The sequence below is a fragment of the Solwaraspora sp. WMMD1047 genome (assembly GCF_029626155.1).
GTDB lineage: Bacteria > Actinomycetota > Actinomycetes > Mycobacteriales > Micromonosporaceae > WMMD1047.
Map to the genome: position 1 here is coordinate 529482 of NZ_JARUBL010000001.1, position 13840 is coordinate 543321.

12 protein-coding genes and 1 tRNA gene are annotated in these 13840 nt (G+C 71.4%); 11 read left to right on the forward strand and 2 right to left on the reverse strand.

What is annotated here, in order from left to right; genetic code table 11:
• Positions 1 to 7: 7 nt before the first annotated feature.
• Positions 8 to 1159 carry a LacI family DNA-binding transcriptional regulator gene (locus O7627_RS02460; protein WP_278091874.1) on the reverse strand — a complete coding sequence of 384 codons (1152 nt, stop codon included), beginning with the start codon at positions 1157 to 1159 and terminating at the stop codon, positions 8 to 10.
• Between the two features lie 272 nt (positions 1160 to 1431).
• Here O7627_RS02460 and O7627_RS02465 point away from each other — a divergent pair, with 272 nt between their 5' ends.
• The 6 genes from O7627_RS02465 (at position 1432) to O7627_RS02490 (ending at position 9767) form a co-directional block, all read left to right on the forward strand.
• Positions 1432 to 2760: a Gfo/Idh/MocA family oxidoreductase gene (locus O7627_RS02465; protein ID WP_278091875.1), complete on the forward strand. Its 1329-nt coding sequence runs from the start codon at positions 1432 to 1434 to the stop codon at positions 2758 to 2760.
• 20 nt (positions 2761 to 2780) lie between these two features.
• A complete protein-coding gene (uxaC, locus tag O7627_RS02470; protein WP_278091876.1) occupies positions 2781 to 4196 on the forward strand; it encodes a glucuronate isomerase in 1416 nt (471 codons plus the stop codon).
• A gap of 19 nt (positions 4197 to 4215) precedes the next feature.
• Positions 4216 to 5526, forward strand: a complete 1311-nt coding sequence (locus O7627_RS02475) for an enolase C-terminal domain-like protein (RefSeq protein WP_278091877.1) — start codon at positions 4216 to 4218, stop codon at positions 5524 to 5526.
• On the forward strand, positions 5517 to 7013 hold the full coding sequence (locus tag O7627_RS02480; protein WP_278091878.1) for a mannitol dehydrogenase family protein: 1497 nt from the start codon (positions 5517 to 5519) through the stop codon (positions 7011 to 7013). Before O7627_RS02475 ends, O7627_RS02480 begins: the two co-directional genes overlap by 10 nt.
• A complete protein-coding gene (locus tag O7627_RS02485) occupies positions 7010 to 8200 on the forward strand; it encodes a Gfo/Idh/MocA family oxidoreductase (protein WP_278091879.1) in 1191 nt (396 codons plus the stop codon). The genes O7627_RS02480 and O7627_RS02485 overlap by 4 nt, the downstream gene beginning before the upstream one ends.
• Before the next feature lie 229 nt (positions 8201 to 8429).
• On the forward strand, positions 8430 to 9767 hold the full coding sequence (locus tag O7627_RS02490) for a pectate lyase (protein WP_278091880.1): 1338 nt from the start codon (positions 8430 to 8432) through the stop codon (positions 9765 to 9767).
• Between the two features lie 91 nt (positions 9768 to 9858).
• Here O7627_RS02490 and ugpC read toward each other — a convergent pair whose 3' ends face one another.
• Positions 9859 to 10944, reverse strand: a complete 1086-nt coding sequence (gene ugpC / locus O7627_RS02495; RefSeq protein WP_278091881.1) for a sn-glycerol-3-phosphate ABC transporter ATP-binding protein UgpC — start codon at positions 10942 to 10944, stop codon at positions 9859 to 9861.
• Positions 10945 to 11265: 321 nt separating this feature from the next.
• Between ugpC and O7627_RS02500 the strand changes: the two genes are divergently transcribed.
• The 5 genes from O7627_RS02500 (at position 11266) to O7627_RS02520 (ending at position 13605) form a co-directional block, all read left to right on the forward strand.
• Positions 11266 to 11339 (forward strand) — tRNA-Thr (locus tag O7627_RS02500).
• A gap of 184 nt (positions 11340 to 11523) precedes the next feature.
• Positions 11524 to 12708 (forward strand): helix-turn-helix domain-containing protein, encoded by a 1185-nt coding sequence (locus O7627_RS02505; RefSeq protein ID WP_278091882.1) that lies wholly within the window; start codon positions 11524 to 11526, stop codon positions 12706 to 12708.
• 230 nt (positions 12709 to 12938) lie between these two features.
• Positions 12939 to 13163 carry a hypothetical protein gene (locus O7627_RS02510; RefSeq protein WP_278091883.1) on the forward strand — a complete coding sequence of 75 codons (225 nt, stop codon included), beginning with the start codon at positions 12939 to 12941 and terminating at the stop codon, positions 13161 to 13163.
• On the forward strand, positions 13160 to 13384 hold the full coding sequence (locus tag O7627_RS02515; RefSeq protein ID WP_278091884.1) for a hypothetical protein: 225 nt from the start codon (positions 13160 to 13162) through the stop codon (positions 13382 to 13384). Before O7627_RS02510 ends, O7627_RS02515 begins: the two co-directional genes overlap by 4 nt.
• Complete coding sequence (locus O7627_RS02520; RefSeq protein ID WP_278091885.1) at positions 13384 to 13605, forward strand: hypothetical protein; 222 nt, start codon at positions 13384 to 13386, stop codon at positions 13603 to 13605. The genes O7627_RS02515 and O7627_RS02520 overlap by 1 nt, the downstream gene beginning before the upstream one ends.
• Positions 13606 to 13840: the final 235 nt, after the last annotated feature.

The window sequence follows — 13840 nt, forward strand, 5'->3', positions numbered from 1 at the left end:
CTTGGCGTTAGGAGGCGACGGTCTCGGGGTTGGCGGCAGCCGCGCTGCCCGGACCCGCAAGGCGATGCGGGTCCGGGCCACCACTGTCGGCTGCGGCCGGGCCGGTGGCGCCGGCTCGGCCGCCCGGGGCTGCTGGGCCGGCCCCCGTCGAGTCGCGGATGACCAACTCGGTCTGGAGCGTTACCTGTGCGGTGGTGCGACGGTCGTCACCTGCGGTGGTCCGGCCCGCGCCGCGTCCCACGCGGGCGGGTACCGAACCGTCGTGCTGCAGGAGCATGTCGACGGCCGTCCGGCCGGCGGCCGCGGTTGGTGTGGCCACCGTCGTCAATTTGGGCCGGGTCAGCCGGCTCAGGGCGATGTCGTCGATGCCGACGACACTGATGTCCCGCGGGACCTGAAGCCCCAGCGCGTCCAGCCCCTCGATGAGGCCGATCGCCATCAGGTCGTTGTAGGCGAGGACGGCGGTGACCCCGGCCCGGCGGACCTGCTCGGCCTGGGCGATGCCGCCGCCCTCGGTGGGTGGGTTGGGGCCGAGCACGGTCAGGGTGGCGTCGGCGGAGCGGGCCGCGGCCGTCGCGGCCCGGCGGATCTCCCGGTTGGTCCAGGAGCCGCGGGGGCCGCCGAGCAGGGCGATGTCGCGGTGACCGAGGCCGGTCAGGTGCTCGATGGCGAGCCGGGCACCCTGCCCGACGTCCATCACGACGGCGGGCAGGCCGGTGACCTGCCGGTTGATGACAACCAGTGGCACCTCCCGGCTGAGCCGTTCGATCAGGCTGTTGCTCATCCGGGGACTGCAGAGCAGCACGCCGTCGACCTGCTTGGCCAGCGCGTGCACCAGGTCCTCCTCGGCGGCCGGGTCCTCGTTGGTGTCGGCCACGAAGACGTGGTAGTCGCGCTGCCGGGCCTGGCTCTCGGCCGCCTTGATCAGCGGCGGGAAGAACGGGTTGGCGATGTCGGCGATGATCAGCCCGATGTTGTGGGTGCGCCCGGTGATGAGGGCCCGCGCCGCCCGGTTGGGCCGGTAGCCCAGGTCCTCGGCGCAGGCCAGCACCCTGCTCCTGGTCTCGGGATTGACCAGGTGCGGCGCCGAGAAGGTCCGGGAGACCGTCGAGATGTGCACGCCGGAGGCCCGCGCGACGTCCCTGATGGTGGCTGGCACGCGGGCTCCTTCCTGTGGCTGCGGTCACTATGGATGGCCAATTAATGCAAACGGTTGCTCACGTGTCAACGGCCGTGGATTACGGCTTTGTTGCAGGGGATCTCCCGGTGAGCTGGGATATCTTCACATAACCGAATCTTCCGGGCAGCTTTCGCGGCAGCCGTTGACGAGCTCGCCGCAAACGTGGTTACTTCTGCTGCAAACCTTTGCAGTTACATCGATGACCACCACATCGACCGGATACCATCGACGGGCACGGGAGGCGGAGCGGGATGGCAGCAGAACCCGGCAAGCGGCTTCGGTACGCGGTCGTCGGCGCGGGTGCGCGGGCGGAGATGTTCGTCCGGGCGCTGGTTCTCGACCACCCGTCCACCGCCGAACTGGTCGCCTTCGCGGACGTCAACCAGGCCCGGATGGACGCGCACAACGACTGGCTGGAGGAGCTCGGCTTCGACGCCGTGCCGACCTACCGGGCCGCCGACTTCGGCACCATGCTCGCCAAGGAGCGGGTGGACGTGGTCCTGGTGACGAGCGTCGACCGCACCCACGACGAGTACATCGTGGCGGCCGTCGAGGCCGGCTGCGACGTGATCACCGAAAAGCCGATGACCATCGACGTGCCGCGCTGCGAACGCATCCTGGCCGCAGTCGCCGAGACCGGCCGGCAGGTGTCGGTGGCCTTCAACTACCGGTACAACCCCCTGCACGAACGGGTCCGGGAGGTGCTCGCCGAGGGCGCGATCGGGGAGATCGGCTCGGTGCACTTCGAGTGGCTGCTCGACGTGCGGCACGGCGCCGACTACTTCCGGCGCTGGCACCGGGACAAGGCCAACTCCGGCGGTCTGATGGTGCACAAGGCCAGCCACCACTTCGACCTGGTCAACTGGTGGCTGGACGCGGCGCCGGTCGAGGTGTACGCGGCCGGCCGGCTGTTCTTCTACGGCCAGGCCGGGCGCCGGCACGGCTACGCCCGCGACTACGACCGGGCGCACGGCTCGCCGGAGGCCGCCGGTGACCCGTTCGCCCTGCACCTGGCGAACCACCCCAAGCTGCGGGCGCTCTATCTGGAGGCCGAGGCCGAGGACGGCTACCGGCGGGACCAGAACGTCTTCGCCCCCGGGGTGACCATCGAAGACGACATGGCCGTGCTGGCCCGCTACTCGACCGGTGCCACCATGACCTACCACCTGACCGCGTACGCGCCCTGGGAGGGTTACCGGGTCATGATCAACGGCAGCCGGGGGCGGCTGGAGCTGGAGGTCGTGGAGAGCGACTTCGTCAGCCCGTACGCCGCCGGGGAGCTCAAGGGCGCCGCGCTGCACGGCGTACAGGCGGCGGTCGAGGAGGGCTGGGCCAAGCTCACCGTCCGGCCGTTCTGGGAACAGGCCCGCCAGGTGCCGGTCGCCGGCTACACCCGGACCGGGCACGGCGGCGCGGACGCCCGGATGACCGGCGTGCTGTTCGGCGGCGTGCAGGACCCGATGCACCGGGCCGCCACCGCCCGCGACGGCGCCCTCGCCCTGCTCACCGGGTTGGCGGCGAACCGCTCCTTCGAGACCGGTCAACCGGTCCGGGTCGCCGACCTGCTCACCATTCCCTGACCGCGAGGAGCCGAGGAACCATGTCCGATCTGCTCTTTCCGGCCGAGCCGACCCAGCGGGCGATCGCCCGGGAGCTCTACGCGCTCGCCCGGGACCGGCCGCTGCTCTCGCCGCACGGGCACGTCGATCCCGCCCTGCTCGCCGACGACGAGCCGTTCCCGGACCCGGCGCGGCTGATCATCGTCCCCGACCACTACCTGACCCGGATGCTGCTCAGCCAGGGCGTACCCCCGGCCGACCTGGGCGTACCGGCGGTCGACGGCTCACCCGTGGAGACCGACGGACGGGCCATCTGGCGCCGGTTCGCCGCGCACTGGCACCTGTTCCGGGGGACGCCGTCGCGGCTCTGGCTGGAGCGCACCTTCACCGACGTCTTCGGCGTGACCACCGCGTTCTCGGCGGCCACCGCCGACGAGATCTACGACGCCATCGCCGAGCAGCTCGGCCGGCCGGAGTTCCGGCCCCGGGCGCTGTTCGAGCGGTTCAACATCGAGGTGCTGGCGACCACCGAGTCGCCGCTGGACGACCTCAGCCGGCACGCCAAGCTCGCCGCCGACGGCTGGGGCGGCCCCGGCGGCCGGGTCATCACCACGTTCCGGCCGGACAACGTCACCGACATGGAGTTCGACGGCTGGGCCGAGAACGTCGCCCGGCTCGGCGAGCTGACCGGCGAGGACACCGGCAGCTACCCCGGCTACCTGGCGGCGCTGGCCAGCCGCCGGCAGGCGTTCATCGCCGCCGGCGCCACCTGCACCGACCACGGCCACCCCACCGCACTGACCCTGAACCTGACCGAGGCGGAGGCGGCCACCCTCTACCAGCGTGGCCTGGACGGCACCGCGACCCCCGAGGACGCGGAGGCGTTCCGCGCGCACATGCTGCTGGAATACGCCCGGATGTCCATCGAGGACGGTCTGGTGATGCAGCTGCACCCGGGTTCGGTGCGCAACCACAACCGGTGGCTCTACGGGCGGCACGGGCGCGACGTCGGCGGCGACATCCCGCAGGCCACCGAATACCTGCACGCGCTGACCCCGCTGCTCGACGCATACGGCAACGACCCGCGGCTGCGGGTGGTCGTCTACACCCTCGACGAGTACACCTTCACCCGCGAGCTGGCCCCGCTGGCCGGCGGATACGCGGCGCTCTACCTCGGCGCGCCGTGGTGGTTCCTGGACGCGCCCGAGGTGCTGCGCCGGTTCCGGGAGGCGGTCACCGAGACCGCCGGCTTCTACAACACGGCCGGTTTCGTGGACGACACCCGGGCGTTCTGCTCGATCCCGGTCCGGCACGACGTGGCGCGGCGGATCGACGCCGGCTTCCTCGCCCGGCTGGTGGCCGAGCACCGGCTGCCGCTCGACGAGGCCGCCGAGACGATCGTCGACCTCGCGTACCACCTGCCGAAGAAGGTCTTCAAACTCGGCGAACAGCTCTAGCGAACGAGAGGCAGGGACCGTGACGGTCACCATCACCGCCGTCGAGGTACACGACGTGCGATTCCCGACGGCCGCGGCCGGTGACGGATCGGACGCGATCAACCGGGGGGACTACTCGGCGACGTACGTCGAGCTGGTCACCGACGGCGGCGCCGGCCCGACGGGCGCCGGGTTCACCTTCACCAACGGCCGGGGCAACGAGCTGACCTGCGCGGCGGTGCGGGCGCTGGCCCACCACGTGGTCGGCCGCAGCATGGCGGAGATCGTCGCCGAGCCGGTGGCGTTCTGGCGTTCGCTCACCGCCGATGTGCAGCTGCGGTGGGTCGGGCCGGAGAAGGGCGTCATCCACATGGCGACCGGGGCGCTGGTGAACGCGGTCTGGGACCTGCGGGCCAAGCTTGACCAGAAGCCGCTCTGGCGGCTGCTCGCCGAACTGCCCACCGAGGAACTGGTACGCAGCGTCGACTTCCACCACATCAGCGACGCCATCACCGCGGACGAGGCGGCCGCCATCCTCGACAAGGGATTTGTCGGATGGTCTGAACGGTTGGCGCAAGTCGAGCAGAGTGGTTTTCCCTCGTACACCACCTCGGTGGGGTGGCTGGGATACCCCGACGACAAGGTCCGGGCGCTGACCCGGCAGGCGTACGCCGAGGGCTGGCGGGCGATGAAGATGAAGGTCGGCGGGCCGATCGACGACGACGTGCGGCGGGCCCGGATCATCCGCGAGGAGATCGGCCCGGACGCGCTGCTGATGATGGACGCCAACCAGGTCTGGGACGTCGACGAGGCGATCGCGAACATGGCCCGGCTGGTGGAGTTCGACCCGTACTGGATCGAGGAGCCTACGCACGCCGACGACGTGCTCGGACACGCCCGGATCGCCCGCGCGGTGGAGACGTTGTCCGGCGGCCGGTGCCGGGTCGCCACCGGCGAGGTGGCCGCCAACCGGGTCATCTTCAAGCAGTTGATGCAGGCCGACGCGATCGGGGTCTGCCAGATCGACGCCTGCCGGATCGCCGGGGTCAACGAGGTGCTCTCGGTGATCCTGATGGCGGCCAAGTTCGGCGTGCCGATCTGCCCGCACGCCGGCGGCGTCGGGCTCTGCGAATACGTCCAACACCTGGCGATCTTCGACTACCTGCGGGTCGGCACGTCGCTGGACGGCCGGATGGTCGAGTACGTCGACCACCTGCACGAGCACTTCGTCGACCCGGTACGCACCCGGGGCGGCCGGTACCTGGTGCCGACCGCGCCGGGCTACAGCTCGACCATGAAGGCCGACTCGATCGCGCGGTTCGCGTTCCCGGACGGCCCGGCATGGCGGTGACCGTGGGCGCCTCCCGGCTCGGCCTCGACGCGCTGCGCCAACTGCCGGTGGCCTGCCGCCCGCTGGTGCGGCCGGGCGCCGTCCCGGCCGGCATCGTGCACCTGGGGCTCGGCGCCTTCCACCGCGCCCACCAGGCCGTCTACACCGAGGCGGCGATCGCCGCGGCCGGCGGCGACTGGGGGATCATCGGGGTGGCGCCGCGCAGCACCGACGTGATCACCAAGCTGGCCGCGCAGGACTGCCTCTACAGCGTCACCACGCTCTCCGGGACCGGATCGCGGACCCAGGTGGTGGGGGCGCTCGCCGGGGTGCGGCACGCCGCCAGCGACCCGGCGGCGGTGGTGGCCCTGCTGGCCGACCCGGCGATCCGGGTGGTCACCCTCACCGTCACCGAGAAGGCGCACCAGCTCGACCCGGCCAGCGGCCGGTTCCGGCCCGACCAGGCGGTCACCGCCGACCTGCTCGGCGACCGCCCACCGCAGACCGTGCCGGGGCTGCTGGTCCGCGGCCTGCTGGCCCGGGCCGCGGCGCAGGCCGGGCCGCTGGCGCTGGTCAGCTGCGACAACCTGCCGTCGAACGGGCGACGGCTGCAGAGCATGATCAGCCAGGCGTTGGAGCTGGCGCAGGCGGGCTCCACCGACGGCGCCGTCGACTGGATCAAGAGCAACGTGACCTGTCCGGGCACGATGGTGGACCGGATCGTTCCGGCCAGCACCGCGCAGACCCTGGCCGACGCCGAGGCCGCGCTCGGGGTGGTGGACCTGGCGGCGGTGGCGGGCGAACCGTACCGGCAGTGGGTGATCGAGGACCACTTCCCGGGCGGCCGGCCCGCCTGGGAGCGGGCCGGGGCGGTGCTCACCGAGGACGCCAGCCCGTGGGAGCGGCTGAAGCTGCGCGGCCTCAACGGTGTGCACTCGGCGACGGCGTACCTGGGTGCGTTGGCCGGGCGGGAGACCATCGCCGAGGCGCTGGAGATCCCGCACCTGACCACGGTGCTGCGCCGGCTGATCGCCGAGGACGTGGCGCACAGCTTCACCCCGCCGGACGGCGTCAGCGTCGTCGAGTACGGCGACGAGGTGCTGGCGCGGTTCGCCAACCCGGTGATCCGGCACCGCACCAACCAGGTGGCGATGGACGGCTCGCAGAAGCTGCCGCAGCGGGTGCTGCACACCATCGCCGACCTGCGCGCGGCCGGCGCCCGGCCGCGGTGGGCCGCGCTGGTGGTGGCGGCCTGGATGCGGTTCGCGCAGGGCCGGGCCGACGACGGTACGCCGCTGCCGCTGGACGACCCGTTGGCCGACCGGATCACCGCGGCGTTGGCCGCCACCGGCGGCAGCCCGTCGGACGTGGTGACGGCGCTGTTCGGCCTGACCGAGGTCTTCCCGCCGGAGCTCGCCGCCGACGAGGAGATCCGCGAACTGGTGGTCGAGTGGCTGACCGCGCTGGAGCGGCACGGCGTGGCGGCGACGCTGGCGGGTGCGGCGTGACCGCCGCGGCACCACCCCGGGTGGCCCTGGTCGGGGCGAGCGGGCACGGGCTGTGGCACCGCCGGGTGATCGCCGGGCTGCACGCCGCCGGCCGGCTGGAGCTGGTCGGCCTGGTCGACGTACGCCCGGTCGAGCCGGCGCCGGACGCTCCCGTACCCGATGAGGTTGGGGTTTTCACCGATCACCGGGAGATGCTGCGGTCGGCCCGCCCGGACGTGGTGGTGATCTGCACGCCGCCGCACACCCACCTGCCGATCGCGCTGGACGCGGTGGCGGCCGGCGCGGACCTGCTGCTGGAGAAGCCGCCGGTGCTGTCGCTGGCCGAGCATCGGGAGCTGACCGACGCGCTGGCCGCCGCCGGTCGGGTCTGCCAGGTCGGGTTCCAGGCGCTCGGGTCGGCGGCGCTCGACGAGTTGCTGGTCGCGATCGCCGACGGCCGGCTCGGTGAGCTGACCGGGATCTCCACTGTGGCCTGCTGGCAGCGGGCGGACAGCTACTATCGGCGGTCGGCGTGGGCCGGGCGGCGGAGCCTGGACGGTCGTCCGGTGCTGGACGGGGCGCTGGCCAACCCGTTGGCGCACGCGGTGATGCAGTGCCTGGCGGTGGCCGGGGCGACCCACCCGACCGATGCCGGCCGGCCGGTGCGGGTGGAGCTGGAACGCTACCGGGTACGGCCGATCGAGGTGGACGACACCGCCACCATGCGGGTGACGCTGCCGTCCGGCCTGCCGGTGGTGGCGGCGGTCACGCTTGCCGGCGAGGACTTCGTCGCCGGCGAGGTGATTGTGCACGGGACCGCCGGCCGGGCGGTGCTGGAGTATCCGACCGACCGGCTGATGCTGCCCGGGGAGCGGGAGCTGCGCCGGGTGCCGGGGCGGACCGGGTTGCTGGCGAACCTTATCGCGCACCGGGCCGATCCCGCCTCGGTGCCGCTCGTGGTGCCGCTGGACCGGACCGCCGGCTTCACCGCCGTCATGGAGGTGGTCGCCGGGGGTCCCGAGCCGACCCTGGTGAGTGGCGACCGGGTGACCGCCGGCGGCGCGGACCGGGTGGTATCGATCCGGGGAGTCAACGATGCCCTGCGGCGGGCCGCGGACGGCCTGGCGCTGCTGTCGGAGTTGGCGGTTCCGTGGGCGGTCGAACCGTACCGGGTCGCACTGGGGGTGGGTGTACCGGACAGCGACTGAAAACGGACTGCAAATTGTGGGGGAATTCGTTCGGCAGGAATCGGACAGAGCGCCCCGCTACCCGGCAAAAGACGGCCGAGGTAATGGCGATCGCCCGCATTCACTGCAACTTATCTGCAAACGCAGATTATTGACACTCTTCATCGTTGATACCTAACGTTCTGATTGTCTCGAAGATTTCGTACTCGTTACGAGATCCAGCGAACGATAGGCAGACACGGAGAGTGCGATGCGATTTGGCAGATTGACTGCCGTGCTGGTGGGAACGGTCCTCGCGGTGGTGCCGGCGACGGCCGTCACCGCGGGCGGGGACCGGGACCGCCTGTCCTGGGGAGCTCGTTTGCTGGGCCGGCAGGCGTTGCCGGCCAACGATGGCTGGGCCGCCGCCGGCCCCGGCACGACCGGTGGTTCGGCGGCGGCGGCCGACCAGGTCCACATCGTCGGCAGCCGCGCCGAACTGGTGGCCGCCCTCGGCGGCGACAACGCCACCAACCGGAGCAACGCCACCCCGAAAATCATCTATCTCAAGGGCACCATCGACGGTTTCGAGGGGGTCGACGGCTGCGCCGGACTGGCCGATCCCGAATACAGTCTGGACGCCTACCTGGCCACCTACGACCCGGCGGTCTGGGGGCGGGTGGCGCCGAGCGGGCCGCTGGAGCAGGCCCGGGTGCGGTCGGTGGCGAACCAGACCCGGCACACGCAGATCAACGTCGGGCCGAACACCACGCTCATCGGGCTGCGCGGGGCCACCGTCACCGGCCTGACCCTGATGGTCGACACCGCGAACAACGTCATCGTCCGCAACATCAACTTCGCGGACGCCCGGGACTGCTTCCCGGCCTGGTCGCCGACCGACGGCGAGGCGGGCAACTGGAACTCCCAGTTCGACCTGCTCTCGGTGCGCCGCAGCGAGAACGTCTGGGTCGACCACAACACCTTCAGCGACGGCGACAACCCGGACAGCGCCCAGCCGCTCCGCTTCGGCCGGCCCTACCAGGTGCACGACGGCGCCCTGGACATCACCCACACCGCCAGCCTGGTCACCGTCTCGCACAACCGGTTCGCCGAGCGCGACAAGATGCTGCTGATCGGCTCGTCGAACACCGTCGGACCGGACGTCGGCCGGCTCAACGTGACCCTGCGGCACAACGTCTTCGACGGCGGACTGCAGCGCCTGCCGCGGGTCCGGTTCGGCCAGATCGACCTCTACAACAACTACTACCGGATCCCGGCCGAGGGCTTCCAGTACGCCATCGGCGTCGGCGTCCAGTCCTCGATCTACGCGGAGAACAACTTCTTCGTGCTCGACCGGGGGGTCGACACCGCCACGCTGCTCTACGACTGGGGCGGCACCGCCCTCACCGAGAAGGGCAGCTGGGTGCGTACCTACCGGGGTCCCGCCCGGCCGACCAGCCTGCTCGCCGCCTACAACGCGGCGAACGAGACCGCGCTCGGCGCCGACGCGGGCTGGCAGCCGACCCTGCGCCACGGGCCGGTCCTGCCGACCGCCCTCATCCCGGTCACCGTCCCGCTCCTGGCCGGGGCCAACCGACTCCCGGTCTGATCCGGTCAGGTCGACCGGCACCACCCCATAAACCGAGGGGCGGCCCCGCCAGTGGCGGAGCCGCCCCTCGGGCGGTCACAGGATGACCAGATCAGATCCGGGCGCCGCTGACGGCGTGGAAGGCGTGGTTCTGGCCGGGCCGCGGCTTCACGAAGACCGTGTCGCCCATGCTCGGCATGTGCCGGCGGTCGGTGCGGACCACGAACCGCTCCGAGGTGCCCTCGATCGCGGCGTGGCCGTACACGTTGGCGTCCGAGCCCAGGTCCTCGACCAGCTCGACGACGACCGGCATGCCGCCCTCGGTCGCGCCGACCATGTCGCAGTCCTCCGGCCGGAAGCCGATGGTGACCTTGCCGTTGCCGCCGTCGGCCGCGGCGATCTGCTCCCGGGTCAGCGGGATGGTCATGTCGGCGAAGAGGCCGCCCTGCTCGGTGAGCGGCACGGTCTTGATGTTCATCGCCGGGGAGCCGATGAAGCCGGCCACGAAGACGTTCGACGGGGTGTCGTAGAGCGCCCGCGGGGTGTCGACCTGCTGCAGCACGCCGTCGAGCATGACCGCCACCCGGTGGCCCATCGTCATCGCCTCGACCTGGTCGTGGGTGACGTAGACGGTGGTGATGCCGAGCTTGGCCTGCAGGGTGGCGATCTGGGTACGGGTCTGCACCCGCAGCTTGGCGTCGAGGTTCGACAGCGGCTCGTCCATGAGGAAGACCTGCGGCTCCCGGACGATCGCCCGGCCCATCGCGACCCGCTGGCGCTGACCGCCGGAGAGCGCCTTCGGCTTGCGGGAGAGGTAGTCCTCCAGCTGCAGCAGGGCCGCCGCCTCCTTCACCCGCCGCTCGATCTCCGGCTTGGAGGTCTTGCGCAGCTTCAGGGCGAACGCCATGTTCTCGTACACCGTCATGTGCGGGTAGAGGGCGTAGTTCTGGAAGACCATCGCGATGTCGCGGGCCTTCGGCGGCAGGTGGGTGACGTCGCGGTTGTCGATGTAGATCGAGCCGTCGTCGACGTCCTCCAGGCCGGCGAGCATCCGCAGGCTGGTGGACTTGCCGCAACCGGAGGGGCCGACCAGGACGAGGAACTCGCCGTCGCCGATCTCGAGGTCGAGGTGGTCCACCGCGGGACGCTCGGTACCCGGATAGATCCGGGTGGCCTGGGAGTAGGTGACCGTAGCCATGCTGAGGGGCTTCCTTTCACCGGCAGGAACGTGCCGGACGATCCGAGTGAAGGAGCGACCGGCGCGTGTCGCGCCGGCCCGGCGAGCGTCTCCCGGCCTGCCGACGGCAGGCACGGGTGTCGCCCGTGTCACGCCACGGTAAACGGGTTTGCTCACCCTGCCAAGGCCGGGGCCCTGTTCTTGAGATCAGATCCCGTGTACATTTCGGTCATCCGGGCACGGCGAGACATCAAACGCCTTCAGTGTCGCCACGATCCCCACCTCGGGATCGGTCCTTCCCGTGCCTTCGTACGGGTAATGGCTATGCTGGCCACCACACGCGCCCCTGTAGCTCAGTTGGCCAGAGCACTCGCCTTGTAAGCGAGATGTCGCCGGTTCGAGCCCGGCCGGGGGCTCAAATAGCCCGCTACCTGCGAGAACGTCCTGAGCGTCCCGAGCAACGGGAATGCCCAGGCGGGTGTTGGGTCGTGATGGCGCTGCGTAACCGTCGTCTTGCTCGGTGTACCGTCGAACCTGGCGGGCGCCGGGAGTAGAGGCCCCGGCGCACCGCCGCCCAGCCTCTACCTGGGAGCGTCCTCCATGTCGCACATTGAGCAGTCGTTCGCCGCCCGGATGCGCGCACTACGAATTGAGCGCGGCCTCTCGCTGCGCACGTTGGCGCGGATCGCGATCTACGGAAAGAGCTACCTGCACGAGTTGGAGACCGGCGCCAAGCAGCCGACCGAGCAGGCGGCGGAGCGCATCGACGAAGCTCTTGACGCGCGCGGCGAACTGGCCGCGTTGGTGCCGGCTGGATTGCGCCGCCGAGAAGTGATCGCCCGGGCCAGCCTCGCTGCCGCCATGCCGGGGACGATCCTTGCTCACGGCCGCCAGGTCGGCGCTGAGGTGCCGCGCCAACTGGCCGAGCGAACGGCGCGCCTGCGGCGACTCGACGACTACCTCGGCGGGGCGGACACGTACGGGATGTACGTCGCTGAGCTGGACTCGGCGGTCCGGCTGGTCCAGGACGGCACGCACACCGACGAGACCCGCCGAGCGCTGCTGACGGTCGTGGGCGAACTGGCGCAGCTCGCGGCCTGGGCCGCGTTCGACTCCGGCCGCAGCGGCGATGCCGATCGCCTCAATCGGGTCAGCCTCGCTGCGGCCCGAGACGCTGGGGACCGGTCGCTGGCCGGCAACGCCCTGGCGTGCCTTGCCTACCAGGACACCACCGACCTACCGGCGGCGGCGGAGCTCGCCAGCGCGGCGGACGACGCCGCCGGCGCGGAGGCGACCCCTGGAGTGCGCGCACTCTTCGCCTTCCGGCGAGCCTGGGTGAGCGCGATGAACGGCCAGCCGGGCGAGGTCGAGCGGCATCTCGACATCGGGTCGATGCGCCTGACCGAGGTCAACGGCCGGCCCGAACCGGACTGGGTGTACTGGGTCGACCGGGCCGAGGCCGAGATCATGACCGGTCGATGCTGGACTGTGCTACGCCGTCCACTGCGCGCGATCCCCATCCTCGAAACCGTCCTGTCCGAGTACGAAGACCTCCGGGCACGCGAGAAGGCGCTGTACCTGTCCTGGCTTGCGGACGCCTATCTCGACGCCAACGAGGTGGAGCAGGCGTGCGTTACGGCAGCGCGGGCGGTCCGGCTGGGTGGTGGACTCGGGTCGATCCGGCCGGTCCAGCGCATCCAGTCGCTCGCCGCCCGACTTGAGCCACACGCAGCCCTGCCGTGCGTGGCCGAGTTACGCGAGATCATCGCCCACTCAGCCTGTTAGCGGTCGCGCCGCTGTCCGCGGACACCCTGGTTTGCCGGTGCGGACGGTCAGAGGACGCCGCCCTACTGCCCATTGCATTGCGTGAGGGCAAGGCTACGGGTCAGGGCGCGATGCTAGCGCGGCTTCATCGGCAAGTGACCCGCCGCGTGACCGCGTCCCGCACGAGCGGCGCGGTGCCGGGCCTCCCCCTGAGATCCACCCGGCACCGCGCCCCCGACCAGGGAGGCGCGATGGACCCGTTGGACGCTCGCCGGCCACGCACGCTCGACGAGCTGCGTGCCGCCGCTGAACGGCACCGCGCCGACCTGGACGACGCGGCTGTCCGCGAATGGCTCGACCACGCCCTCCTGCGGCCGGAGGTCGAGCGGGCGCGGCAGGACACGATGCGCCGGCTTCGGGCCTGGTCCGACCGCACCGTCGAGCAGATTCGCGTGCTCACCGAGGAGCCGACGTGAGCGGCCCGGAACCTGACGGCCTGACCAGGGTCACCGTGAACCTGACACCCCGCGCCGTCACCGCCCTCGACGCCTTGGCCGCCGCCGGCCCGCAGAGCAAGACCGACGCCATCAACCGGGCGCTGCGAACCGCCGGCAGACTGGCCCGGTACGCCGACGCCGGCGGCGCCGTCGTCCTGCTTACCCGCGATGGCCGCCAGGTCGAGATCGAGGTCATCTGATGACCGGCATGGACGACGGGCCACCGTCACCGGCAGCCCTGGCCGAAGCGGCGGCGAGGACCCTGAACGCGCACCGCGACGGGCGCCGGTGCGGTGAGTGCGACCCCGACGGCAGCTGCCACCAGCTCGACTGGGCACAGCGCTGGACCGGCCAGCTCGTCCGCCGTCCCCGAGTCGGTGGCGCCGTCGCCCGCATCCTCCGCAGCATCGGCGGCCATTGACCAGCTGTTCGCCGACCGACCGCAGGCCAGCCCGGCCCGCCACCGCCAGGCCCACCGTCCGATACCCCAGTGCGCAAAAGCCGCAAATCGACAACTCACCCAGCCACCCGCCGCGATCCCTCGATGATCTGAGCGCCACTGCTGTTATCGGTGACGTTTAACAGCAGTGGCGCTCAGATCATCAACCATTCGCCCGGAGTTGGGTTCGATGAGCGTGCGTCACAACCAGGTCGAG

What these genes read in the sequence shown, in the direction of transcription:
- O7627_RS02465 (WP_278091875.1), top strand. Translation starts at nt 1,432, where the DNA reads ATGGCAGCAGAACCCGGCAAGCGGCTTCGGTACGCGGTCGTCGGCGCG.
- uxaC (WP_278091876.1), top strand. Translation starts at nt 2,781, where the DNA reads ATGTCCGATCTGCTCTTTCCGGCCGAGCCGACCCAGCGGGCGATCGCC.
- O7627_RS02480 (WP_278091878.1), top strand. Translation starts at nt 5,517, where the DNA reads ATGGCGGTGACCGTGGGCGCCTCCCGGCTCGGCCTCGACGCGCTGCGC.
- O7627_RS02490 (WP_278091880.1), top strand. Translation starts at nt 8,430, where the DNA reads ATGCGATTTGGCAGATTGACTGCCGTGCTGGTGGGAACGGTCCTCGCG.
- ugpC (WP_278091881.1), bottom strand. Translation starts at nt 10,944, where the DNA reads ATGGCTACGGTCACCTACTCCCAGGCCACCCGGATCTATCCGGGTACC.
- O7627_RS02505 (WP_278091882.1), top strand. Translation starts at nt 11,524, where the DNA reads ATGTCGCACATTGAGCAGTCGTTCGCCGCCCGGATGCGCGCACTACGA.
- O7627_RS02510 (WP_278091883.1), top strand. Translation starts at nt 12,939, where the DNA reads ATGGACCCGTTGGACGCTCGCCGGCCACGCACGCTCGACGAGCTGCGT.
- O7627_RS02520 (WP_278091885.1), top strand. Translation starts at nt 13,384, where the DNA reads ATGACCGGCATGGACGACGGGCCACCGTCACCGGCAGCCCTGGCCGAA.